We start from the raw sequence: 23,627 nt of genomic DNA on the forward strand, positions 1-23,627 counted from the left end.
TTACATGGGTCCATGATGCGTTTGTTCAAGCGCTCGTTAGTCAGCATGGCTCAGACCGTCTTCCTGGTGTAATCTGCGAGTCATGAACAATGACACCGACATCCAGCTCAGCGGTCCTTTCTCTGCAAAGGATTCTTCCGGCAACACACGCGAGATCAGCATGATCCGCATTTTTGACGAGGGCTACGGCACCATCGACGTCTACGTCGACATGAAGCACAAGATGGGCGACGATCCGTTGCCCGAAGATACCATCCTGATTCACAACATCACGCTGCATTTGCAGAGTCTCGGCTACGTTGGTCCGGATTTGCTGGTCGGCGATGTGGCTTTGCAGGACGACAAGCTGATCGTGCTCGAAGCACCAGAAGCATTCAATGTGTTTGCGGAGAGCCGCGGCTGGAAAGATCTGTCCTCGGAGTTTGATGAAGAGGACGACGATGTCGACGCGGTCGCCCCTGCTGCAACAGCGCAGCTTGATGCACTGATGCGCAAGTTCAAAAGCACCTGAGCGGGCAAGCAGTGCCGCAGCCCGACTGGGACCAGTTGTGCGCGGTGGCTTTTGCTGGCGAGCGGGTCCGCGCACGCCGGATGGCGCGTCATGGCGGCTTGACCGAGTCCGAGGCGCTGCAGCAGTTGTTGAAGACAACTGCGCAACCACGGAGCCTGGACGACCTTGTCGCCGCGCGGTTGCAAGGGATCGTGCAAGGACAGGCGCGCAGCGCCGCACGCAAGCAGGAACAGGCGCTTGCCTGGCAACGCAAGCAAGCCGCCAGGATGCCGGCGAGTGCAGGCTGGACCGGCTGGTTTGACGGCTCGGCGTGCCCGAATCCGGGACGCATCGGACTGGGTGGGAGGCTGTGCGGACCTGATGGCTTCGTCACCGAATTCAGTCTGGCGGGCGGCCAGGGGGACAGTAATCAGGCGGAATATATGGCCTTGCTGGTGTTGCTCAATGCGGCGCTGGCAGAGCGTCCCGACCAGTTGCTGATCCATGGTGACAGCCGCATCGTCATCGATGACGTCACTGGAACGCATCGTGTTGCCAGCCTCGCCGATTACCGCCACCGTGCGCTAGCCGTGCTGGCGCAGTTGGGTGGAGTGCGCTTTTGCTGGATACCGAGGCGACGCAATGCTGTTGCCGATGCGCTCTCGCTGCGTGGTCGCCAGGCATAAAACCTCGCTGCCAGTGCAGCATTTTTCATTTCTGATCATCCGGATGTTCGTCCGCGCCTATCTCGTTTGAATAGCAGTATCGAGCCCGTGCTTGTGTTACCGTGGCCGCTCCCCCAAAAAAAAATAGCTTTTTTAATGCATTTACGTTTGCGTTTTCTGTTGTTGATGTCCTTGCTCGGTCCTTGCCACGTGTGGGCGGAACCGAATGATATCGGCGCGACCCTGCCGGATCTGCCATTACCGCGCAGTGCCAAGGTGACCCGGTTCGACGCCAACCCTGGTGGCGTGACGCTCGGCTATGCCGATGCCGACGCGGGCTGGGGCGCACTGGCGAGTCGTCCCGCTGGAACCGATCCCGCGTTGCAGCTGACCTATGGTTCCGTGCTCAGCGAAGGTCTGGGTGCCGGCTTGCACGTGCAGGTGCGACCAAAGCAGAGCGAAGTCATACTCAACGGTATCTATGACCCGGCTGACGACTTGCGTCTGCATCTGGCTGTCGGGCAGCTGCGCAGCAACAATACCTATCAATTTGTGTATGGTGACTACGCCAAGAGCGTGGCGCAAAGCAGTTACCTGCTCGATGTACGCAAGTATTGGGTGCCGGGCTCGCTGTTGCGCAACTTTGGTGCCAGTGCTTACCAGGCTGGTTCCCGCGAACGCGGAGCGGAAGAAACAGTGCTGCATCCCGATGGCACTGGCCGCCTGGCCACCGGCACGCAGAAGGGATACATGCTCAATCTCAGCCTGGCACCCACCTCGTATTCCAAGCTCGATTTTGGTCAAGGCATTGACCGGACCGAGTATGCAATGGCCGATGGTGCCAGTAACGGGACGGGCAACGCCGTGCGACAAGCCAGTTTTACGCAGTATCTGGACGATTGCCTGCAGGTGCGCGGCGGCTATCGTGGCAATCCGTGGACCGACGAAGTGCAGCTCGACATGACCCGCGGTAGCTGGCAGGTCGGCGTGTCGCGCCAGACTGCGCGCGAAAGTGGCGACAGCGCCGTTGCGTTCAAGATGGGCTATTCGATACCGCTTGGCACGTCTCGTACCGTCAAGTGCAGTTCCAAACCAGCTAACAGTACCGCGTTTGCGCCGGTATTCAAGGCAGTGACTGCCCGCCCTGACAAGCTACCCGCAGTCGGGATGGCTCAGGTCGACAACACGGTTCCTTGATTCTAGCGATCACGCTGGGCACGTAATGCCAGCCAGCCAGCCACTGCCGTAATCGTGACGACGATGCCGACCACGACCCAGAAGCCATGATTGTGACCAGACAGCGGTATCCCGCCGACATTCATGCCCAGCAAGCCGGTGATGATGTTGATCGGCAGCGCCAGCACCGTGACGATGGTCAGCACGAACAAGCTGCGGTTATTGCCTTCGTTGACGGTGGCGGCGATTTCTTCCTGCAGTAGCTTGATGCGTTCCTGAATCGACATCAGGTCACTGAGTACCACTGAAAATTCCTCGGTCGACTGCCGCAATTCCTGCCGGTCTTCATCGACAACCCAGCGTGGTGGCCGCTGCAGCAAGCGAAACAGCGCGGCCGGTTCCGGTGCCAGCAAGCGCTGCAAACGCACTAGTACCCGGCGCAGCACACCCAGTTTGGCGCGTCGGTGATTGAGCCGGCCAGCCAGCAGGTTGTCTTCGATGTCATCGACCTTGGCGACCGCATCGCGCACGATGCTGACCAGCACATCAGCCTGATCGCGCAGCAAATGGATCAGCAGTTCAACTGTCGAGCGTATCGGTTCGCCGCTCTCGACGGCACCGCGCAGGCGCTCGATCGATTTCAGGGGCGTGCGCCGTACGCTGATCACGATATGTTCCGACAGGCTGATCCAGACCGTCGAGGTATCCGAGGGCTGGAAGGAAAAATTGTGCAGCACATCGTTGATCACCGCGATCAATGTGTTTTCAGCCAGTTCGATGCGGGTAGAGCGTGACCCTTCATGCAGCGCCTCATAAAATTCATCGACCACACCAGTGTGCTCGCGGATCCATTTTTCGCTTGCCGTATTGCTCAGGTTGAAGTGCAACCAGATGAATTGTTCCGAACCATGGGCGCGCATGGCTTGCAACCAGTCGACTGCCTGGGCAGAGCTGATGGCTACCGCTGCCTTGTCGGGTTCGAAGACATAGCCCCAGATCAGGCCGGACTGATCGGAGCCATAGGTAAGGCCGGGCTTGAGCATACTGGCACTCCGTAATGTAATGAAAATGGATCGCGACGATAATGCAGGGCGCTGCGCGCGGCAGTTGCGCGCGGCGCATTGTCCGGGGTGGCCTGTTTGCCGTCAAGCGTCCCGGCCGGCTACTAGCAAGCAGCGCGCGATGAGTGATGCAACATGTAAAAACCGGACCGCTACGGCGGGTTCGATCCTATTGTGAACCAGTGTGACCGGATTCGTATGATTCTGGCTCTTTTCCCTTCATCCCTTTATCCCTTTCGAGGCTGCAACATGAGTAAATTCCTGGTCGTCACTGCGCTGTTTGGCCTTGTCACTGTGTTTTCCGGAGTGGCGCGGGCAGGTGAAATCGCGCTGTTTGAACAGCCCAATTTCGGCGGTCGCGCAGTAAGTCTGCAATCGGTCACGCCAAGTCTGAGCCGCTTCGGTTTCAATGATCGTGCATCGAGCATTGTGGTGCGTGCCGGACGCTGGGAAGTCTGCAGCGACGACAATTTCAGTGGCTTTTGTGCGGTACTGGAACGCGGCGATTATCCGCAGCTTGACGGGCGTCTCGCTGACCGGATTTCGTCTGCACGTGAGGTTGGCGATCGCCGTCAAAATGACCGTGATGATCGTGATGACCGTCGCGATGGCCGGGGTGAAGACGACAGGCAGCGTGGCTGGCAACAAGACCAGCAAGAGGAGGGTGCCAGTGTGGTGCTGTTTTCCGAAGAGAATCTGCGCGGTCGCAGTGTGCCGGTCGCTGGCGATGTCGGTACGCTCGCCGATGCCGGATTCAATGATGCCGCAGCTTCGATGGTGATTCGGCGTGGTGTCTGGGAACTCTGTTCCGATCGCGATTTTCGCGGCCAGTGCCGAGTATTCGGGCCGGGCGAGTACCGGCGTCTGGAACCCGCGTTGTACCGGGCGGTCACGTCGATGCGCATCGCGCAACGCGGTGCAGCCGGTGGCGCACTGCCGCGCGGTAGTGTCGAATTGTTCACCTCACCGAATTTTGGCGGCAACCGGTATCTGGTAGATCAGGATCTCGACAACTTCAGCAATGGGGGCTTCAATGACCGGATTTCATCGCTCGTCATTACGGGCGGTCAATGGGAAATGTGCGTCGATGCCGGGTTTCGCGGGCGCTGTGTCGTCTTCGGACCGGGGCGCTATGCCAATCTGGGGCCATGGTCGAACCAGCTATCCTCGCTGCGCCGGATTGATCGACGATGATGGCGAAAAAGACGCTACGGATGATGATTTCGCAGGCGCTGACCCAGGTCTGCGTCGTACTTGCGCTAGGCGCGTTGGCGGCGAGCGCCCAGGCTGCAACCGACTCGTCGGCGGCCATGCTGTCGACCAAGTATGCAGAACTGGCACCGCAACTGGCGAGCAACCAGTTCAAGCGGCCGATCGTCCTCGATTCGAGTGAATCGTCGTCTGCCTTCAAGGGCGACATTTATGCGCTGGTCGATCATCCGTTCGGCGAGGTCAATGCCACGCTGAACGGGCCGGCGCGTTGGTGCGACGTGCTGGTCTTGCACCTCAATACCAAATATTGCCGTCCGCTCACCGATGACTCCGGGACTTTGCTACAGGTTAATATCGGCAAAAAAACCGAGCAGACGCTGGAACAGGCCTACCAGGTTGACTTCGTCTATCGCACCGGGGCGCACACGCCGACCTATTTCGATACCCGGCTTGATGCCGACAAAGGACCGCTAGGCACCAGTAATTACCGCATCGTGCTGGAAGCGGTAGCCGCGCCCGGTAACAAGACTTTCCTGCATCTGACCTATTCGTATGCGTTCGGTTTTGCCAGCAAGTTGGCGATGCAAGCCTATCTGTCGACCGCCGGCAGCGACAAGGTCGGCTTTACCCGGGAGGGCAGACAGTCTGACGGGTCACCGGTCTATATTGGCGGCATGCGTGGTGTGGTCGAGCGCAATACGATGCGGTATTACCTCGCCATCGAGGCTTACCTCAATGCGCCTGCGACAGATCAGCTCGATGCCCGGCTGCAGAGTTGGTTTGCTGCCACCGAAGACTATGCGCTGCAGTTGCATGAAGTCGAACGGAGCGATTATCTGCTCATGAAACATCATGAAGTCGCACGCCAAAAGGAATCCCGCTAGGTTGGCATCAGTCTACCTGGCGAGTCAGGAAGAAGATCAGCAGAAGGGTCATGACTTCGTCACAAATCAGGCTTACTCTCAAATGCCCTCAAGCAACATAAAGCTCTTCCTTCTCGTCATGCAAAAATCCCAGACCAACATCGCCACGCGTTTGATCCTTTCGTTCCTGATTGTGCTGCTCGTGATGATGGCAATCACGGCCGTGTCGCTATGGCGTTTGCAGGCCGCGCATCAGATGACCGACTATCTGGTCAATCGCAAGCTGGCCAATCAGGTACTGGTCGCCGACTGGCTGGGTGCGGTTAGTCTCAATGGTGTGCGGGCAATCGCCAGCGCCAAAAGTGACAGCCTGGAACTGGGAGAATTTTTTTCAGGTCAGGTCATCGCGGGTGACAAAGAGATTGCGGCGCTGTCCGCACACATGCAGTTGACGACGACGACAGCGGAAGAAAAAACCGCGCTGGCGACGATAGACCGGCAGCAAGCCACGTATCTGGCGGCGCGCGACGACGTGTTCAAACTGAAAGCGATTGGCCGGACCCTTGACGTCGAGCAGCAGGTCAACGAGAAGATGGCACCCGCGCAGGAGGCTTTGTTGCAAGGCATACGCTTGCTACTCGATAGCCAGAAAACCCAGGCCCGGGCGATGGCTGCCGACAGCGACCAACTATATCGCAACAGCCTGACGCTGCTTTTCGGACTCGGTACGGTGGGAATCCTGATCGCGGTGATGGCGGCCTGGTTGCTGATCCGCACGCTGGTGCTGCCGCTCAGACATGCGGTGTCGATTGCGGCGCGTGTGGCCAGCGGTGATCTGACTGTCGAGCCCCACAGCAGCCGTACCGACGAAATCGGTACCTTGCTGCAGTCCTTGCAACAGATGACGGCCAGTCTGTCCCGCACGGTGGGCAACGTTCGCAGCGGCATCGTCGCGATCGAAGACTCTGCGCAGTTGATGACGCAGGAAAATGCCCATCTGTCGGACCGAACTGAATCACAGGCCAGCGCGCTGCAAGAGGCGGCCAGTTCCATCGAGCAGTTGGCCGTCACGGTCAAGCAGAATGCGTCCAGTGCATTGCAAGCCAGGACGCTGGCATCGGCTGCGGCCGGACATGCTTCTCGCGGCGGACAGGAAATCGAACAACTGATGGTCTCCATGACCAGCATCGCGGCAGGCTCGGGACGCATGGGCGATATCATCGGCGTCATTGACGGTATTGCTTTTCAGACCAACATCCTGGCGCTCAATGCAGCGGTCGAAGCAGCGCGCGCCGGCGAGCACGGACGCGGCTTTGCCGTGGTGGCCACCGAAGTACGGGCCCTGGCGCAACGCTCTGCAGCGGCAGCACGCGAAATCAAGGGCTTGATCCAGCTATCGGTGGAGCGATCCACAGTCGGCAGTCGCCATGTCGAGAATGTCGGTCAGACCATCGCCGACATTGTTACCTCATCGCAGCAAGTCGCTAGTCTGATTAGCCAGATTACTGATGCCAGTCGCCAACAGCAGATTGGCATCGAGCAGGTCAATCAAGCAGTCGCCGAGATCGATACCGCCACGCAGCAAAATGCGCAGCTCGTTCAGGAAGCGGTGGCGAATACCGCGGCACTGCGTCAGCAAAGTGAACAATTACGTGACGCAATCGATTTTTTTACTGAACCGTCATTGCATCAGAGTGCATTTCAGGCCGCATCACAGTCCGCATCACAGTCCGCGCTGCAGTTCGTACGATTACCTCTCTTGCGGGCTTCCTGATCGCGTCGAGATACCTGACTCAACGCGGCGGTAGTTGCGCCTGCCAGCGCGCCAGATAGGCGAGAATGGCCGCCGGGCCGGACATTTGCGGGTAAGAGTGCGGGATGACTTCGCCTTTCCGTGCGGCTTTTCGATCGAGTAATTCCCATCGGGTAATCAGTTCGCTGGACTGTCTGAAAGCGTCGTCGAATGAACTGCTTTTTGGCAGTGATTCCTTGAAAAAAGCGCGTCCGAAATACGTAAAGTCATTGTCGTCGGCGCAGCCAAACGAGCTGCGATCCTGCCGTGCGGCCGTAATGACCAGCGTATGTTCATCCTTCAGCGGCGCAATGAATCCCCCTGCATAGCAGGCCGAAACCACCACCACTTTCCAGCGGATCTGCTGTTGTCTGAGTAGCCGAGCCAGCTCGCGTGCCGGCAAGCCGGGCAGGTCCATGCCGAATTGGCCCAGCACCAGTTCGTGTGTCGGCGTGCCATGGCTGGTGAGGAATAGAAACAGGATATCTTTTTGCCGGTCCATCTTGCTGGCGATCGTTTGCAAGGCGACGCGCAGGCTTGTCCGGGTGGCCATCGGCTGGGAGTCGACCGTATTGCGGCTATTGATGAGCATCACTGAACGCCCGCGCGTGCCGAAGTCACGATCGAATTGCTTGCGCACGAATTCCACTTCGCGCCGGAATACTTCCTGCGTGCCGTCGCCGGCCACTCCCAGAAAATACATGCCGATACGTGACGGGTCGGATGGTGTCAGCGTTGCCAGCGCCGAATCGAGTAGCGGCCGCTGCAAGTACAGGGCGGCCTCGACCTGTTGCTCGATGCGCGTCTGTTCCGCATCGCTTTGTGCCAGCGTTGTCCCGGTTGTCGACAGCAGGAGGGCGTACAGAAAAAAGCGGAGGAAAAAAGAATGCATCTCGCATTGGCCCGAAGGAATCTGAATGATGCAACCTTACCAGATCAATCGGGCGCAACGGTGTCTCGACTGGCGTGTCAGGCCAGCTTGTTCAGCCCGGTAATTGCGTAGCCCTTTTTGCCTATTTGTTGCTCGGCATCATCGATCGCATATGTTGAGCGGGCCTGCTGGTCGCCCAGTTCCATGCCTCGCGCCACATCGGACCATTCGGTGTTAGTGACTTCATCCGGGATGGTTTTTCCTTCCGGGACGGCGAGGTAAGAAACGTGGCCTTCAGGTTCAGCTCGTTGGTATAAATCAATGCGCATGGTCTTTCCTTCTTTACGTGGGTGTTCCAGTCTGACACGGGTTGCCCGGAAAGGTTGCCTTTACTATTTATCTGGTGACCGGCGCGGTCCGGGTTTGGCGTCCACCGGCCCGTGATAGCTGACTGAGCGGCAATTCAATCCACTGATGAAACATCGCACCAGCCAGCAAGCTACTGATCCATGCGGTCAGCATGCCAAGACCTTGCCAGAGTGGCTCGGCCGGAACGAAGTGGCTGAACCAGGCATTGACCAGCAGACAGACCGGGAAATGGATTAAAAACACCGAGTAGGACCGCTTGCCCAGTTGGTCAATCCAATTCAGTCCCCGGTGATGGTTCCAGGCTTCACCCGTATTGCTTCGGTTGATGAGTACGAGGGCGCAGGCGAGCACGACAGCCACCGCGATACGGCTACGAAAATCAATCATCAGCGCGATGGTTGCTGGTAGCAGAATGGCTCCCAGTAACCACTTCGCGGTAGCCGGGGAGCGCCGCAGATCACGTGCCCACCAGGCCATCGCACCCAGTCCGTAACTGCCAAAAAAATACGGGGCCCAGTCATCCCACGCTGCATCGCGATTGACCACCAGCAATGAGAGCGATGACATCAGCACCACGAGTGCCGGTAACATCCAGGGGACCGAGCGGCGTGTGGCTAGCGCACCGGAGACCCACAGTAGCAGTGTCATCAATGCGTATAGCTGGAAATCAATCGCGACATACCAGGCACCAGCCGATACCGATGCATAGCCCAGCACGCCGTGCAAGAGTAAAGCGTGGGCGGCTAGCTGGGTTATGGTTGGTGTTGCCGAAATCGACGCATGGGTCATCCAGAGACTTGCCAGCGCTGATGCGGCCACTGTCAGCAAGGTGGCGACCAGAAATGGCGGTACCAGCTTCAGGTAACGTCGACCGATCGTGCGCCATGGGCGCGCAATGCCGGGGGTTCCCGATGGCGACAAGGACCGTGCAGCCAGAAAGCCGCCAGTTACCAGGAAGACCTGGACAGCAATCCGTGCGTAATCATCGAGCCAGGCAATCAGTGCCGGCGCGACCAATTCAACCTGATCGGACATCGGGCCATAAAAAGCCAGATGATGCAGCACGATCAGTTGTACAGCGATGATCTTGAACAGGTCGACCGAGCGAAACTGGCGCGTCGAAGTGACATTATCCAAGACTGGTGAGGTACCCATTCATGCTTCCATTAATTGCTGAGGGCGCATCATAACTGGTTGGCGGAATCACGGGTTTGTGCCAATGCGCAGATACCGTCAAATCAGCAGTAGAAATCCGAAGTACAGGATCTTCTCGTCGCTTTGCAGGAAGTCTCGACGGCGCGGACGCTGGTTTTGTCCGCTATCACAACCACGTTGCGTGGTTGTTGTGCCAGTAACTAACCTGGCCCCGTATCTTTTCCGGTATCTGCCCCGTTCGCTGCCAGAAAGAGGGATCAGCAGGCGTCGTCAAGCAATTTCAGTGCACGTTCTGCGGTGTCGGTCATTGCCCACAAATAGTCGCTCTTGATCTGGTCGTTGTGATTGCAGAAATTTTCCAGACCTTCGCCGCTAATCAACATGGTTTGTGCATGCAGATGGCCAAGCAGTTTGCGCAGCTCTTCGTGGAGTTCGGTGTGTTGTTGCATTTCCATGATCCTGTTCATTGAGCGGCGCACGGCACCATCTCTGTCTATATTGACGGTGCTGGGCTCGACTGGCGGTGTCACGCATTTTTCCCCGTCATCAGTCGAATCAATTGATTTCAACGTCGCATCGAGATGTTTGGCATTATTTCTGCTAGTCATAGCCTGCTCCTGAATTTCTGTGAGTGATTTGAGAATATGTAATTGCTGATGCCCTGAATGCAGTATGTCCAGATGCCATCAAGCTAACAATCCACAAAACAAGGACAGTTTCTGACGGGGAAATTCTAATGGTTTGTCGGGGAAACGCTACAAGTGGCCTTGACTTTTGGTTGTTTGCCTGGCGGATTCAATTGATCAAGCCATGCTCGATCGCATAACGCGACAGCGCGGTATTGCCCTTGAGGCCTGTCTTTTCAAGAATCCTGGCCCGGTAGGTCGTCACCGTACTGGCACTCAGGTGCAGCGCGGCAGCGATCTGCACCAAGCTTTCTCCTGAGGCGAGTAATTTCATCACTTCAAGTTCGCGGTCCGACAAAGCTTCATGCGGAAACCGTACGCCTTCGCCCATCAATTCTGCGAGTCGCTCGACCAATGCCGGACTGACATATTTGCGGCCTTCTGCTGCGGTGCGCACTGCATCGATAATGACTGCCGCAGAACTGTCTTTGGTCAGATAACCCACCGCACCCTGTCGCAGCGCACGGACTGCATAGACTTCTTCCGAGTACATGCTGAACATCAGGACCGCCAGCTTGGGTTGTTCCTGACGCAGCTGCTTGAGTAACTCCAGGCCGTTTCTGCCAGGCAAGGCGATGTCGACCAGTGCCACATCAAACACCTGCGCGGCAACCAGCTTCATGGCTGCATGGCCCGAGTCCGCTTCGCCGGTGACGACGATATCGTCGGTCGTGCCCAGCATCAGGCGTACGCCGCTGCGCACTACCGCGTGATCATCGACAAGCATGACCCGTATTGTTTCAGCGCTCATGCGTCATCCCCGGCAAAGGCATCAGGACAGACACGGTGGTGCCGCGACCCGGGTTGCCGACAATGTTCAACGTGCCACCAAAATGACCTATCCGTTCGCGCATGCCTAGCAATCCCCACGATTCTTGCTGATTGACCTGGTCGGCACTCACACCGATGCCGTTGTCTGTGATGTTGATATGCAAGGCATCGCCATCGCGAAAAATGTGCAGGCTGACATGCGACGCCCGTGCATGGCGCTTCACATTGGTCAGTGCTTCCTGAACGATACGAAACAGCGCGATGCTGCGTTCGGCATCGAGCTCGCTTTGCATGATGTGATCATCGATTTGCAGGTTCAGCAGCAGCCCGCCACGCACTGCGGTGCGTTCGGCGACCCATTCGATGGCGCTCCAGATGCCAAGTTCATCAAGCACGCTGGGACGCAGGTCAGTGATGACGCGGCGCACGGTGCCGATAGCTTCATCGGCCAGACGGTTGGCTTCTGCGAGACTTCCAAAAGGCGGGATTTTGCACCGGCTGACCTGATCGATTGCAACCGCTTGGTATGCCTTGATGCCCGTCAGTAAAGCACCGAGTTCGTCATGGATTTCGCGGGCAATGCGCTTGCGTTCATTTTCCTTGATGTGTTCCTGGTGGGCACCCAGTTTACGCAGGCTCTCTTGCGTGTGACGCAGTACGCGTTCGGCTTCGCGATGTTCCGTGATGTCGAGCCAGGAGCCGATGAGTCGCACCGGCTGGCCTGCAGCGTCAACCACGGTCCTGTTCCAGGCGCGAATAGTGCGCACGGTGCCGTCTCGACGCAGGATGCGTTTTTCGTATTTGTAGTCGCAGCGTTCGCGCAGGCAGCGTGCAAATTCTGCTTCCGAATGCTCTCGGTCGTCAGGATGCACATAGCTGTGTGCCAGCGCCATGGTGGGCAAGACGGATTGCGGTGGTATTCCACAGATTATAAAAATCTCGTCGGAGCAATGCATTTCACTGCTGGAAATATCGAACGACCAGCTGCCTAAATGTGCCATGTCTTGTGTTGTCTTCAGAATTGCACGGGTATCAATAAGCGCACTTTCGATGCGCCGTCGTTCGGCGATTTCCTGATGCAGCATTGTATTGGCGTGGACCAGATCGGCGGTGCGTTCCAGCACCCGCTGTTCGAGTTCGTCGCGGCCGTTGCGCAGTGCCTCTTCGTTGAGGACGGCCTGTGTAACGTCGCGCTGGGTTGAGGCATAGAAGTGTTCTCCGCCCTGGGCATCACTGAGCGGGTACAGGGCCAGTTCATTCCAGAACAGGGAGCCATCGCGGCGATAGTTGCGCATCAGCGTGCGCAGGGGTTCACGCTTGCGGATGGCCGCACGAATCAATACTCTGTTTGGCTGGTCAGTATCGGTTCTCTGCAGGAAATTGCAGTTCCAGCCCAGCACTTCTTCCTGCGAATAACCGGTAATCCTGGAAAAAGCCGGGTTAGAGAAAATAATGGGTGCGCCAGGCAGCCGCATGTCACAGATCACGATACCGTCGGTGGCGTTTCTGATGATGGCTTCGGGGAACGGAAGCTGATGGGCATCAAACATACAGACCTTATTCGTGGATTGGCTCTGCACCGCTGCAGGCGAACAGTCCCGTGAACAAGGTTCCGGAGAATGTGGCGTCTGCGAGTCGTTGATGTGTGCGATGCGCGATCATTGTTTGCGCTTACTTCTGCAATGATCGAGACATGACTACTCAACAACATCCAGAGTCTACCACTGGTAGTTACTTTAATTGTATGAGGCCAATTAAATTTGACGAGTCATCGCTGGCGTCCCGCTACGTGCCCAATCGCAGCGTAGGTGTCATGTCGTCCGATAACCGGAAAATAGCCACGGCGCGGGTCAATGCCAGAGCCTGGTCCTGAAGACTTTCGGCGGCTGCGGCCGCTTGTTCGACCAGCGCTGAATTTTGCTGGGTCATTTCATCCATCTGGGAGACGGCCTGATTGACTTCAGTAATGCCGGCGCTCTGCTCCTGGCTGGCGGCGGTAATCTCGGCCATGATATCGGCCACATGTTTGACCGAGCTGACGATCTGGTGCATGGTCTGGCCCGCCTCGTCAACGAGCTTGCTGCCGGTATCGACCTTGCTGACGGAATCGGCGATCAGGATTTTGATTTCTCTGGCAGCGCTTGCCGAGCGTTGCGCCAGGTTGCGCACTTCTGACGCCACGACCGCAAACCCCCGCCCCTGTTCACCGGCACGGGCCGCTTCGACTGCCGCGTTGAGCGCCAGGATGTTGGTCTGGAACGCAATGCCATCGATGACACCGATGATATCGACGATTTTGCTTGAGCTTTGCTTGATCGACGACATGGTGTCGACCACCTGGCCAACGACACCGCCCCCCTTGAGCGCAAAATCGGATGCGGAAATGACCAGTTGATTGGTTTGCCGGGCGTTGTCGGCATTCTGCCGGACCGTTGCGGTCAGTTCTTCCATCGACGAGGCAGTCTGTTCGAGTGAGCTGGCTTGTGACTCGGTGCGCGAAGACAGATCGGCATTGCCGGAGGCAATCTCGCGCGCCGCCACGGCGATGGTGTCGGAGCCTTGGCGCAGTTGTTTGATGGTGCTGATCAGGCTGTCATTCATGTCTTTCAGTGACTGCATCAGTGCGCCAGTTTCATCCGTGCTGCGTACTGCAATCTCGGCGGTCAGGTCGCCATCGGCCACCCGGCGCGCAATCGTGATGGCAGCGCGTAATGGCTGCACAATGCTGCGCGTGATGGTCACGCTGATAAACAGCGTCAGCAGCAGCGCCACTGCGGCCAGTCCCAGCATCAGGTTGCGGGCGAAGGCATAGGCACTTCTGGAGTCCTGACCGGAGGTATCGACCCGTTTCAATTGCTGTTCGATGATGGCGTTGAGCGCCGCACTGTAGGCTTGCTGAGGCGCGCGGAAATCGCTCATCAGGAAATCGGCGGCCTGCTCCTTTTTATATTCGCTGATGGTTTTCATGAATTCTGCCTGGCCAGCCAGGTATTTTTCCCGGGTGGTTCCCAGTGTGGCGAGCAGTTGCTTGTCTTCGGGGCTGGCCAGCAGCGCACCGAGCTGGCGCGTGTTGTCACTGATGAGCTTGTTGGCGCTGGCGACGATGCCCGCTTCGATCTTGACCTTGGTCGGATCGATCAGGAACAGCGTATTGCGCATGGCCTGGTCGCCGCGATCAACCGCTGCCTGAATCTGGTAGCCCAGCAGCACCGTTGGTACCCGGTCACGGGTGAGGCGTTCGGTGGCCTTGTCGAGTGAGCCGAGGCCGGTCAGACCCACCGCCGCAATGGCCAGCATGAGGACCAGGCCAGCGCCAAAACCGACGGCCAAACGGGTACCGATGTGCAGATTTACTATTTTCACGTTGCTATCTCCGGGCATTTTTATTGTGGGCGTACATTTTTGTGCGGAAACTATAAACGAATTTGTGCTGCCACCAGGATGAATCAGTATCTGGTTTGCGTGTATTGCTCGTCTATCATTGGCTCCCTGATATGAGTTGATGACGGAGTAACAATGCCTCAGCCGCACTACGAAACGCTTTCGCCGGAGATGCACCTCTTCGACCGTGCCATCGCACTGACGCCGCAGGCCAATGGCAACTGGGAAGGACACACCAGCACGGACTACGCCAACATGATCGGACCGTTTGGCGGCGTGACCGCAGCGACTGCCTTGCAAGCCTTGCTGATTCAGCCGGAGCGGTTGGGTGATCCGGTGGCCCTGACCGTCAATTTTGCCGGTCCGGTGCGTGACGGTGCCTTCGAGGTGCGCGTGCGGATGATGCGCAGCAGTCGCACCACCCAGCACTGGTCGGTCGAGATTGTTCAGGGTGATGATTGCGTCATCAATGCCATCGCCGTGTTTGCGTTGCGCCGGCCAACCTGGTCGGCGACGGAGGTGGTCATGCCCGAGGTAGTCCCTGCCGATACGCTGCCGCTGGTTGGCAACATGATGGGAGTGAGCTGGCCGCAATGCTATGACATGCGTTTTGCCCGTGGTGGCCTGCGCGGGGTAGATGGTACTGGCGATAATCCGGACAGCCTGACGCAGCTATGGATCAACGACAAACCACCAAGAGCACTGGATTTCGCATCGCTGACGGCGATCTGCGACGCGTTTTTCCCACGCCTGTTTTCGCGCCGTGCGCAGATGGTACCGATCGGGACGATCTCGTTAAACATCCATTTTCACGTAGACGCAGCAACCCTGGCGCAGCAGGGCAGTGCGCCGGTGCTGGGCGTGGCGCAGGGGCAGATATATAACCTGGGGTTTTCCGATCAGGTCGCGCAGGTCTGGGGCGCACAAGGCCGGTTGCTGGCAACGAGCCAGCAAGCCGTCTGGTTCAAGGAATAAATCGCACGCAATCAAATCGTAGGCAAGGTCATTGCGTACGATTTATTTGTGTAAGCGCTAGCCGAAACGGCGCAACGCATCCAGTGCCAGTCCGGCACCGATGCTGCCAAACAGATCGCCTTCGATTGCACGCGCATCCGGCACCAGCCGGGCAATGCGCTGTCGCAGCGAACCGACGCCACTGGAGCCGCCGGTGAAAAACACCGTGTCGACATCGCTGGCCGCAACGCCTGCATCGCGCAGCAAATCGGCGACCGTACTTTCGACGGTGCCCAACAGGCGCACGATCGACGCATCGAACGCATCACGGGTGATCGTCACTTCCTCGCGCGGTGCCAGGCGGTCCAGGTTCAGGATGGCCGACTCGGCTTGCGACAGTGCGATCTTGCCTTCCTCGACCTGTATCGCCAGCCAGTGGCCGCTACGCTCGCGGATCACATCGAGTAGCCGATCGAGCTTGGGGCGGTCGCGGGCATCGCGATAGATGTCCTTGAGCTGCAGCCAAGTTTTTTGCGTATAGGCCAGATTGATGGTGTGCCAGGTGGCCAGATTGAAGTAATAGCTGGAGGGGACTTCGCTGTCATTATTGAGTTGGCTGCCCAGTCCCAGCAGCGGCATGACGGACGACAGGCTGAGGTATTTGTCGAAGTCGGTACCGCCGATATGCACACCGCCCGAGGCGAGGATGTCGCTGCGGCGATCGACCTGGCGGGCGCGTTGCGGTGAGACGCGGATCAGCGAAAAGTCCGACGTACCACCGCCGATGTCGGCCACCAGCACGATCTCTTCGCGATCAATGCGTGACTCGTAATCGAACGCGGCAGCAATCGGCTCGAACTGAAAAGCGACCTGACGAAACCCCGCCGCACCGGCAATGTCGCTCAGGGTTTGCTCGGCCAGCCGGTCGGCCTTCTCGTTACCATCGACGAAAAAGACCGGGCGTCCGATCACCGCATGCTGGAAGGACTGGCCGCTGGCGGTTTCGGCGCGGCGCTTGAGTTCGCCGATGAACTGGCCCAGCAACATGCGAAACGGCAGTGCGCGTCCCAGCACTTCGGTCTGGCCATCGATGAGGCCGGTGCCAAGCAGGCTTTTCAGCGAGCGCATCAGGCGGCCTTCATAACCGGCGAGGTAATTGGCCAGCGCGGCGCGGCCATAGCTGACCTGCTCGTCTTCGGCATTGAAAAATACCGCCGAAGGCAAGGTCAGCTTGCCGTCTTCGAGCGCCAGCAGCGCGGCGTGTCCGGGCCGGACGACGCCAACCGTGGAATTGGAGGTGCCAAAATCGACGCCACAAGCGTTCGCCATGAGCTTACTTTCATCAACCGGAAATGGGTCGCAGATCATAGTCGAACGCAGACTGAAAGTCTCGCCCTAATTGCGCTTGCAGCGCGCTTGCCGGGGCTTCCGGCTGGTCTGCAAAAATGCGCAGTGGACGCGTCGACAGGGTGATCGACAGTAGAATCATTTTTTTTGAAGGAGGCCATGCCGATGACTCTCTCCCGCTGTTCCTGGGTACCGACTACCAATGCCTTGTATGTCGCTTATCACGACGATGAATGGGGTGTGCCGTGTCATGACGAGCGCCGTCTTTTCGAGATGCTCAATCTCGAAGGGGCGCAAGCCGGACTGAGCTGGTCAACCATTCTGAACAAGCGGGCCACTTACCGGCTTGCTTTCGACGACTGGGATGCGCGCAAGATTGCTCTTTACGATGCGGACAAGGTGGCACAGTTGCTGGCTGATCCGGGCATCGTGCGCAATCGCCTGAAAGTCGCCGCAACGATTTCCAATGCGCGTGCCTACTTGCGCCTGTGTGACGAAGTGGGTGGGCTCGATGCTTACTTGTGGGGTTTCGTCGGCGGTGTGCCTGTGCAGGGCGCAGCGGTGGCGGTGCCAACAAAAACTGCGCTGTCGGACCGGCTCTCCAAGGACCTGCTCGGACGCGGCTTCAAGTTCGTCGGCTCGACCATCGTGTACGCGTATCTGCAGGGAATAGGCGTGGTTAACGACCATGCGCCGCATTGTTATTTGCACGCCGCTGCCGTGTCTCATCCTGCTCCGTGAAGATCGGCACCACCTGTCCGCGGCGTGGCGGTTCTGCGATCACCTTCCAACAACCCTTATCCTGACGGCATGGCTGAAATCTGTACTCCTTCCGATACCCGGCACGTCGTGCTCGATACCTGCTTTGGTACCGGTGACGCATTCCTGCATCAATGGCAAGCCGCGACGCGCCCCTTGCATTACCTCGCTTTTCTGGCGCAGCCGATCAGTGCGGACGAACTGTTGCGCCGTCATGCCGACTGGCCTGAACTCGCCGGTCAGGCGCACGCTTTGCGCGCAGCATGGCCGGATCATGTTGCCGGTTTCCACCGTTTGCTGTTTGACGAAGGGCGCGTCAGCCTGACGCTGATGATCGGCACGCTCGCTGGATGCCTGTCGCAATGCGTGGCACACGTTGACGCATTCCGGATTGACATGCTGGCTGCCACAACGATGGCGCGCCGGCTGGCGCAACTGGCTGCGTCGCAATCGACGCTACGCTTGTCGGCAGCGTGTCCGGTTGATGCGTTGGAGCGGGCCGGATTTGTTTTTACGTCGGCGTTGCAGGCCACCTATCAGCCGCGTCGTTCCTCCGGCAAGACGGTGGCCACAGGCGAACGCCATGCCATTGTGCTCGGCGCGGGTCTGGCGGGTGCGGCAATCTGCGAACGGCTGGCGGTGCGGGGTTGGCGCGTGACGCTGCTGGAGCGTCACGCTGCTCCCGCACAGGAAGCCTCCGGTAACCTGGCTGGCATCGTGATGCCGGTCTTGTCCCAGGACGACAACCTGGCATCGCGCCTGAGTCGGGCCGCCTATCTGTTTGCGTTGCGGCGCTGGTCAGGGCTGGCACAGCCACGCTTCGAGGGCGAGCGCTGCGGTGTGCTGCAACTGGCGCGTGACGCCGACCACGCAGCGGCGCAGGCGCGCATTGACCGGCGCTGGAATTATCCGGCCAGCTATGCACGCTGGCTCGACAGCGCCGAAGCGACTGCCTTGCTGGGCAGTGCGGCACCGGACGGCGGCTGGCTGTTTGCGCAGGGCGGCTGGGCCCATCCTGCCGGCGTGTGTCGCGCGATGCTGGCAGCGTGCGGTACCCAGTTGACGGTGCGCTATCAGCAGGCAGCGACCTGCTTGCAGCGTGTCGATGATGCATGGCAAGTGCGCGATGCCGATGGCGTCTTGCTGGCACAGGCCCCGACTGTCATCTTTGCGAATGGCAATGGTGCGACCCGATTTGCGCAACTGGCCGACCTGCCGCTGCAATCGGTGCGCGGACAGGTCACGCATGTCAGCGCGCCGGCCGCTTCTGCGCCGTCGCTGGTGGTGTGTCGCGAAGGATATCTGACGCCGCCAGTACAAGGCTGGCGTTGTGCCGGCGCGACCTACGATCAGGACGTCGAGGCTGGTTTGCGCTGGTCCAGTCAGCACGAAAATTTGCAGCGGGTGCAGGCAATGCTGCCTGGTATCTGGCCCGACGCATTCGATTTTCCACTGGCTGGCCGAGTCGGGTTTCGTTGTGTCGCACCGGATCGCTTGCCGCTGGTCGGCGCGCTGCCGGTGACTGCCGGAGCCTGTCGTGCAGAGCGTTTGCGTGATGTGCCGCGCTGGCCCGGATTGCATGGTCTGCTGGGGTACGCGTCGCGCGGATTGATATGGGCTCCGCTGGCTGCGGAATTGCTGGCAGCGCAGCTGAACAGTGAACCGCTGCCACTGGAGAGTGATCTGGTGGATGCGCTGGACCCGGCGCGTTTCAGGTTGAAGTCGTTGCGCCAGTCATCGCGGTGACGCACACGACAAACCGTGCGCCCAATAAAAAACGGACCGCGTGGCGGTCCGTCTCTTTTACTGCAGCAAAGAATTACTTCTTGGCGCGGGTAGCTTTTTCAGTCGCTTGTGTGAACTGCTCGGTTGCCGAGTGGACATTGGCTTCCATGGTTTGCACGGCTTGCTTGGTGGTCTTGGTCAATTGCTCGTAACCGGCGTTGGCGTTGCTGATCACCGATTTCACCATGGCAACCAGGTTCTCCGAACCGGCTGGTGCATTCTTGCTTACATCGTCAACCAGAGCCGAAACTTTACGGCTGGTTTCAGCGATCTGGGCTTCTGCAGCGCGGGTCAGTTCGGCTTGGGCTTCGGAAGCGATACTGGCAACGTGACGGCCGTAAGCTTGTGCTTTTTCAGCGGTTGGCTTGGCTTGCGATGTCGCCAGCGTCATGAATTCTTGTGGATCTTTTGCGGCCATCAGTTGCTTGGCGTTGTTGGTGCTTTCTTCCAGCGTGCTTTTGACGGCGGTCAGGTTCAGTTCAACCAGCTTCTCGACACCTTCGAAAGCTTTGCTGGTCAATGTGGTCATCAAAGCTACTTGGGCTTCAAAGTTGGCTTTGGTTGCGGCGGAAAACTGGTCTTGGAACGAGAACATGTGAATCTCCTGGAGTGGTTGTAAATAGCGGATTCGTAAGCGGTACAACCAAACAGTGCATGGTGCGCCGCAACAAACGTGATTCTACGTGCCTTAAAACAGATGTCAAGATTTAATTGTGCAGTGCATCAAAGTAACTGATTGCTGGTCCGCAGCGTCGGGTCGAGCAGGGTCTGATGGCATTGATTGAACCAATCGACGTTGATGACGAAGTATCGTTATTGCTAGTTGCTCATCTAGTTCCCCTATAATCAAATGTGAGACAGCTGTTTTTTCGACCTACAAAAATCACACAAGGCGAATCCATGAACACCCTCCACTACGCTCACTGGCCTGCCGGTTTGCCGTTCCACCTGACCGTTCCCGCCACCAGCGTCTACGTCAACCTGCAAATCAGTGCATTACGTTATCCCGACAAGCCGGCGATCATTTACTACGATGCGATCCTGACATATCGCCAGTTGCATGACGCCGTGCTGGCGCTGGCGGGCTACCTGCAAGACGCGTGTGGTGTGCAGCGCGGCGACCGGGTATTGCTCGACATGCAGAATTCGCCGCAATGGGTGATTGCCTATTTTGCGATTCTGCGTGCCGATGCAATGGTGGTGCCGGTCAATCCGATGCTGATGACCGAAGAGCTGCGTCACTATGTCGACGACAGCGGCGCCAAGGTGGCGCTGGCGTCGCAGGATATTTTTGCGCGGCTCGCGCCGTTGATCGGCACCACCGGATTAACCACGGCGATCGTGGCGACCTATTCCGATTACCTTCCTGCACACACCGACCTGGCCGTGCCCGACATCATCACCGCTGCCCGTGACGTCGTGCAGTCCTCGCGTGTGATTGCGTGGCATGCGGCATTGGCCCAAGGCGGCACACTGCGCGAACACCTGGCGGGGCCTGATGATTTGGCCTGCATGCCCTACACCTCCGGCACCACCGGCAAGCCCAAGGGATGCGTGCATACCCACGCCTCCGTCATGTTCACGGCGGCCGGAGCGCCCCACTGGGCTACGGCGATGGTGCCGGATCAGGTCACGCTGGCGGTGCTGCCGTTCTTTCATGTCACCGGCATGCAAATCAGCATGAATGCCGTCATCGTTGGTGGTGGATCGCTGGTGATCCTGCCGCGTTGGGATCGCGATGTGGCTGGCCAGTTGATTACCCGCTATGGCGTCACGGTCTGGACCAACATCCCGACCATGGTGATCGATCTGCTGTCGAATCCGCGACTGGCCGAGTACGACCTGTCGGGTTTGCGCCGGATCTCCGGCGGTGGTGCGGCGATGCCGGCGGCGATCGCGCAAAAGCTGCTCGACCTGACCGGCCTGCATTTCATGGAAGGCTACGGCCTGTCCGAAACCATGGCCTCGACCCACACCAACCCGCCGCAGCGCATGAAGCAGCAATGCCTCGGCATCCCGATTTTCAACGTCGATTCGCGCATCATCGACCCGATCACACAAGCCGAACTGCCGCAAGGCGAAGTCGGTGAAATCATCATCCACGGTCCGCAAGTCATGCAGGGCTACTGGAACGATCCGCAAAAGACCGCCGACTCGTTCATCGAGCTCGATGGCAAGCGCTTCCTGCGTACCGGCGACCTCGGCTATCAGGATGTCGAAGGCTTCTTCTTTTTTACGGATCGCCTTAAACGCATGATCAACGCCAGCGGCTACAAGGTCTGGCCAGCCGAAGTCGAATCGATGATGTACAAGCATCCGGCCATCGAGGAATGCTGCATCATCGCCTCGCGCGATGCGTACCGCGGCGAAACCGTCAAGGCAGTCGTCGTGCGCAAGCCCGGCAGCGACGCCACGGCAGAAGACATCATGCACTGGGCGCACGAAACGATGGCGGCTTACAAGGTGCCCAAGCTGATTGAATTTGTCAGCGCCTTGCCAAAGTCGGCGACCGGGAAAGTCATGTGGCGCTCATTGCAGGAGAAGGAACTGGCGGGTTGATCGAAGCAGTGGCACCTTACTTTGGCAACGCTGCTGCACGTAGGGTGCAATAACCGCAGGGCATTGCACCGAATGCACTGCATCAGCAAGCAATTGGCCGTGTGCGCCACCGGCGTACTGACCGACTCCGCGTAAAATGGCGTCTGATCTCCCGTCTCCCAAAGCACCCCATGACCATCCTCCTCGCCACCCTCAACGCCCGTTATGCCCACGCCTCGCTCGGCCTGCGCTGCCTGCTGGCCAACATGGGTGCGCTGCAAGCCCAAACGCAATTGCGTGAATTTGTGATCGGCACCCGCAGTACCGACATCGTCGAAAAACTGCTGGCGTCGAACCCGCGCATCATCGGCTTCGGTGTCTACATCTGGAATGTCGACGAAACCACCCGGGTCGTGGCGCTCTTGAAACGCCTCGCGCCGCACGTCAAGATTATCCTGGGTGGCCCGGAAGTGTCATATGAATCAGCCGAGCAGCAGATCGTGCAACTGGCCGATTACCTGATCACCGGCTGGGGCGACGTGACCTTCCCGCTGCTGTGCGGCCAGATCCTCAACGGCCCGCAACCGCTGATGAAAGTGCATGCCGGCGTGCAGGCACCGCTGGCCGAACTGCCGATGCCGTATGACCTCTACAGCGCCGAAGACATCGCCCATCGCACGCTGTATGTCGAGGCCTCGCGCGGTTGTCCGTTCAAGTGCGAGTTCTGCCTGTCGGCCCTCGACAAGACTGCCTGGCCGTTCGCGCTGGACGGCTTTATCGCCGAGCTGGAAAAGCTGCATGCGCGCGGTGCACGACTGTTCAAATTTGTTGACCGCACCTTCAACCTGAACATCAAGTCCAGCCTGAAGATCATGCAGTTCTTCCTCGACAAACTGGCCGCCTATCCCGACGATCCGGTCTATGCCCACTTCGAAGTCGTGCCCGATCACCTGCCCGATGCACTCAAGGCCGGCATCATGCAATTCCCGCCTGGCACACTGCAGTTTGAAATCGGTATCCAGAGTTTCAATCCCGACGTGCAGGCGCTGGTCAGCCGCAAGCAGGACAACGCCAAGGCCGCAGAAAATATCCGCTGGTTGTGCGAACACTCGAACGCGCATCTGCACGTCGACCTGATCGCTGGCTTGCCCGGCGAAGACGTCGCCAGTTTCGCGCGCGGCTTCGACCGGCTGGTCGCGCTGCAACCGCATGAAATCCAGTTCGGTATTCTCAAGCGCTTGCGCGGCACGCCCATCATTCGTCACACCGCCGAGTACGGATTGATCTTCGATCCGGCCCCGCCGTACACCATCCTCGCCACCGACCGCATCAGCTTTGCCGACATGCAGCGACTGGTCCGCTTCGCCCGCTTCTGGGACATGATCGCCAACTCGGGCCGCTTCGCCAACAGCTTGCCGATGCTGCTGGCCGAGTCGCCGTTCGATAATTTCATGCTGCTGTCGGACTGGCTGTTTGCCCGCACCGACGCGACCCACCGGATTGCGCTGGAGCGTCTCGCAGTACTGGTCGGACAGTGGCTGGCCGAGCGCGGCATGGACGCCGATGCCGCCAAGGCGTTGGTCGCCAGCGACTACGCCGGCAAGGTCAATTTGCCGCGCCACGGTGCGCGCGTGAAGTCTGACGCAAAGCCTGAACCGGTTGCTGAAAAGAGTGTGCCGCAGCGGCAGGCGCGGCACATGGCGGCCTAGTTTCTACCGCAGTATCAGATGTCGTCGCCCGTGATACCGTTGC

21 protein-coding genes are annotated in these 23,627 nt (G+C 58.7%); 11 read left to right on the forward strand and 10 right to left on the reverse strand.

The features are described 5' to 3' along the window. Positions 1–82: 82 nt before the first annotated feature. From QN370_RS05255 to QN370_RS05265, 3 genes are all read left to right on the forward strand, one after another. Positions 83–511, forward strand: coding sequence for a hypothetical protein (locus tag QN370_RS05255; RefSeq protein ID WP_322129264.1), 429 nt, complete (start codon positions 83–85; stop codon positions 509–511). An 11-nt stretch (positions 512–522) separates the two neighbouring features. Continuing rightward, the gene (locus tag QN370_RS05260; protein ID WP_322129265.1) at positions 523–1,176 is read left to right on the forward strand and encodes a ribonuclease HI family protein; all 654 of its coding nucleotides are present in this window, start codon (positions 523–525) and stop codon (positions 1,174–1,176) included. A gap of 135 nt (positions 1,177–1,311) precedes the next feature. Next, complete coding sequence (locus tag QN370_RS05265) at positions 1,312–2,352, forward strand: hypothetical protein (protein ID WP_322129266.1); 1,041 nt, start codon at positions 1,312–1,314, stop codon at positions 2,350–2,352. 2 nt (positions 2,353–2,354) lie between these two features. Here the strand turns inward: QN370_RS05265 and QN370_RS05270 are convergent, their stop codons facing one another. Continuing rightward, positions 2,355–3,374, reverse strand: coding sequence for a transporter (locus QN370_RS05270; RefSeq protein WP_322129267.1), 1,020 nt, complete (start codon positions 3,372–3,374; stop codon positions 2,355–2,357). A 267-nt stretch (positions 3,375–3,641) separates the two neighbouring features. Between QN370_RS05270 and QN370_RS05275 the strand changes: the two genes are divergently transcribed. From QN370_RS05275 to QN370_RS05285, 3 genes are all read left to right on the forward strand, one after another. Then, a complete protein-coding gene (locus QN370_RS05275) occupies positions 3,642–4,586 on the forward strand; it encodes a beta/gamma crystallin-related protein (RefSeq protein ID WP_322129268.1) in 945 nt (314 codons plus the stop codon). After that, the gene (locus QN370_RS05280; protein ID WP_416172192.1) at positions 4,586–5,488 is read left to right on the forward strand and encodes a hypothetical protein; all 903 of its coding nucleotides are present in this window, start codon (positions 4,586–4,588) and stop codon (positions 5,486–5,488) included. The genes QN370_RS05275 and QN370_RS05280 overlap by 1 nt, the downstream gene beginning before the upstream one ends. A 118-nt stretch (positions 5,489–5,606) precedes the next feature. Beyond that, positions 5,607–7,241: a methyl-accepting chemotaxis protein gene (locus tag QN370_RS05285; protein WP_322129270.1), complete on the forward strand. Its 1,635-nt coding sequence runs from the start codon at positions 5,607–5,609 to the stop codon at positions 7,239–7,241. Between the two features lie 19 nt (positions 7,242–7,260). On the opposite strand, the gene QN370_RS05290 is transcribed toward QN370_RS05285, so the two are convergent. The 7 genes from QN370_RS05290 to QN370_RS05320 form a co-directional block, all read right to left on the reverse strand. Then, positions 7,261–8,151 carry a C13 family peptidase gene (locus QN370_RS05290; protein ID WP_322129271.1) on the reverse strand — a complete coding sequence of 297 codons (891 nt, stop codon included), beginning with the start codon at positions 8,149–8,151 and terminating at the stop codon, positions 7,261–7,263. A 77-nt stretch (positions 8,152–8,228) separates the two neighbouring features. Continuing rightward, a complete protein-coding gene (locus QN370_RS05295) occupies positions 8,229–8,459 on the reverse strand; it encodes a DUF6139 family protein (RefSeq protein ID WP_322129272.1) in 231 nt (76 codons plus the stop codon). A gap of 67 nt (positions 8,460–8,526) precedes the next feature. Beyond that, positions 8,527–9,654: an acyltransferase gene (locus tag QN370_RS05300; RefSeq protein WP_322129273.1), complete on the reverse strand. Its 1,128-nt coding sequence runs from the start codon at positions 9,652–9,654 to the stop codon at positions 8,527–8,529. Between the two features lie 257 nt (positions 9,655–9,911). Next, on the reverse strand, positions 9,912–10,262 hold the full coding sequence (locus QN370_RS05305; protein ID WP_322129274.1) for a hypothetical protein: 351 nt from the start codon (positions 10,260–10,262) through the stop codon (positions 9,912–9,914). Between the two features lie 187 nt (positions 10,263–10,449). After that, positions 10,450–11,091, reverse strand: a complete 642-nt coding sequence (locus tag QN370_RS05310) for a response regulator transcription factor (protein WP_322129275.1) — start codon at positions 11,089–11,091, stop codon at positions 10,450–10,452. Next, complete coding sequence (locus QN370_RS05315) at positions 11,081–12,661, reverse strand: PAS domain S-box protein (RefSeq protein WP_322129276.1); 1,581 nt, start codon at positions 12,659–12,661, stop codon at positions 11,081–11,083. The genes QN370_RS05310 and QN370_RS05315 overlap by 11 nt, the downstream gene beginning before the upstream one ends. A 235-nt stretch (positions 12,662–12,896) precedes the next feature. Next, entirely contained in the window at positions 12,897–14,474 is a 1,578-nt protein-coding gene (locus QN370_RS05320) for a methyl-accepting chemotaxis protein (RefSeq protein WP_322129277.1), read from the reverse strand. Positions 14,475–14,627: 153 nt separating this feature from the next. On the opposite strand from QN370_RS05320, the gene QN370_RS05325 reads away from it, so the two are divergent. Continuing rightward, positions 14,628–15,467, forward strand: coding sequence for a thioesterase family protein (locus tag QN370_RS05325; protein ID WP_322129278.1), 840 nt, complete (start codon positions 14,628–14,630; stop codon positions 15,465–15,467). Positions 15,468–15,524: 57 nt separating this feature from the next. Here QN370_RS05325 and QN370_RS05330 read toward each other — a convergent pair whose 3' ends face one another. Then, positions 15,525–16,775 (reverse strand): Hsp70 family protein, encoded by a 1,251-nt coding sequence (locus QN370_RS05330; protein ID WP_322129279.1) that lies wholly within the window; start codon positions 16,773–16,775, stop codon positions 15,525–15,527. 183 nt (positions 16,776–16,958) lie between these two features. Here QN370_RS05330 and QN370_RS05335 point away from each other — a divergent pair, with 183 nt between their 5' ends. Together QN370_RS05335 and mnmC are read left to right on the forward strand one after the other, a co-directional pair. Beyond that, on the forward strand, positions 16,959–17,534 hold the full coding sequence (locus QN370_RS05335) for a DNA-3-methyladenine glycosylase I (protein ID WP_322129280.1): 576 nt from the start codon (positions 16,959–16,961) through the stop codon (positions 17,532–17,534). Between the two features lie 69 nt (positions 17,535–17,603). Beyond that, a complete protein-coding gene (gene mnmC, locus QN370_RS05340; protein ID WP_322129281.1) occupies positions 17,604–19,298 on the forward strand; it encodes an FAD-dependent 5-carboxymethylaminomethyl-2-thiouridine(34) oxidoreductase MnmC in 1,695 nt (564 codons plus the stop codon). 73 nt (positions 19,299–19,371) lie between these two features. Here the strand turns inward: mnmC and phaP are convergent, their stop codons facing one another. Further along, positions 19,372–19,932 (reverse strand): TIGR01841 family phasin, encoded by a 561-nt coding sequence (gene phaP / locus QN370_RS05345; protein ID WP_322129282.1) that lies wholly within the window; start codon positions 19,930–19,932, stop codon positions 19,372–19,374. A gap of 305 nt (positions 19,933–20,237) precedes the next feature. Between phaP and QN370_RS05350 the strand changes: the two genes are divergently transcribed. Together QN370_RS05350 and QN370_RS05355 are read left to right on the forward strand one after the other, a co-directional pair. Beyond that, on the forward strand, positions 20,238–21,896 hold the full coding sequence (locus QN370_RS05350; protein WP_322129283.1) for a long-chain fatty acid--CoA ligase: 1,659 nt from the start codon (positions 20,238–20,240) through the stop codon (positions 21,894–21,896). Positions 21,897–22,066: 170 nt separating this feature from the next. Further along, complete coding sequence (locus QN370_RS05355; RefSeq protein ID WP_322129284.1) at positions 22,067–23,584, forward strand: B12-binding domain-containing radical SAM protein; 1,518 nt, start codon at positions 22,067–22,069, stop codon at positions 23,582–23,584. Positions 23,585–23,627: the final 43 nt, after the last annotated feature.

It is taken from the genome of Actimicrobium sp. CCI2.3 (genome assembly GCF_035019065.1).
In the GTDB taxonomy this organism is placed as follows: domain Bacteria; phylum Pseudomonadota; class Gammaproteobacteria; order Burkholderiales; family Burkholderiaceae_D; genus Actimicrobium.

Bases quoted from the DNA above. Each gene is read 5' to 3' on its own strand.
- QN370_RS05255 (WP_322129264.1), top strand. From the start codon at position 83: ATGAACAATGACACCGACATCCAGCTCAGCGGTCCTTTCTCTGCAAAG.
- QN370_RS05265 (WP_322129266.1), top strand. From the start codon at position 1,312: ATGCATTTACGTTTGCGTTTTCTGTTGTTGATGTCCTTGCTCGGTCCT.
- QN370_RS05270 (WP_322129267.1), bottom strand. From the start codon at position 3,374: ATGCTCAAGCCCGGCCTTACCTATGGCTCCGATCAGTCCGGCCTGATC.
- QN370_RS05275 (WP_322129268.1), top strand. From the start codon at position 3,642: ATGAGTAAATTCCTGGTCGTCACTGCGCTGTTTGGCCTTGTCACTGTG.
- QN370_RS05280 (WP_416172192.1), top strand. From the start codon at position 4,586: ATGGCGAAAAAGACGCTACGGATGATGATTTCGCAGGCGCTGACCCAG.
- QN370_RS05285 (WP_322129270.1), top strand. From the start codon at position 5,607: ATGCAAAAATCCCAGACCAACATCGCCACGCGTTTGATCCTTTCGTTC.
- QN370_RS05290 (WP_322129271.1), bottom strand. From the start codon at position 8,151: ATGCATTCTTTTTTCCTCCGCTTTTTTCTGTACGCCCTCCTGCTGTCG.
- QN370_RS05295 (WP_322129272.1), bottom strand. From the start codon at position 8,459: ATGCGCATTGATTTATACCAACGAGCTGAACCTGAAGGCCACGTTTCT.
- QN370_RS05300 (WP_322129273.1), bottom strand. From the start codon at position 9,654: ATGGGTACCTCACCAGTCTTGGATAATGTCACTTCGACGCGCCAGTTT.
- QN370_RS05305 (WP_322129274.1), bottom strand. From the start codon at position 10,262: ATGACTAGCAGAAATAATGCCAAACATCTCGATGCGACGTTGAAATCA.
- QN370_RS05310 (WP_322129275.1), bottom strand. From the start codon at position 11,091: ATGAGCGCTGAAACAATACGGGTCATGCTTGTCGATGATCACGCGGTA.
- QN370_RS05315 (WP_322129276.1), bottom strand. From the start codon at position 12,661: ATGTTTGATGCCCATCAGCTTCCGTTCCCCGAAGCCATCATCAGAAAC.
- QN370_RS05325 (WP_322129278.1), top strand. From the start codon at position 14,628: ATGCCTCAGCCGCACTACGAAACGCTTTCGCCGGAGATGCACCTCTTC.
- QN370_RS05330 (WP_322129279.1), bottom strand. From the start codon at position 16,775: ATGGCGAACGCTTGTGGCGTCGATTTTGGCACCTCCAATTCCACGGTT.
- QN370_RS05335 (WP_322129280.1), top strand. From the start codon at position 16,959: ATGACTCTCTCCCGCTGTTCCTGGGTACCGACTACCAATGCCTTGTAT.
- mnmC (WP_322129281.1), top strand. From the start codon at position 17,604: ATGGCTGAAATCTGTACTCCTTCCGATACCCGGCACGTCGTGCTCGAT.
- phaP (WP_322129282.1), bottom strand. From the start codon at position 19,932: ATGTTCTCGTTCCAAGACCAGTTTTCCGCCGCAACCAAAGCCAACTTT.
- QN370_RS05350 (WP_322129283.1), top strand. From the start codon at position 20,238: ATGAACACCCTCCACTACGCTCACTGGCCTGCCGGTTTGCCGTTCCAC.
- QN370_RS05355 (WP_322129284.1), top strand. From the start codon at position 22,067: ATGACCATCCTCCTCGCCACCCTCAACGCCCGTTATGCCCACGCCTCG.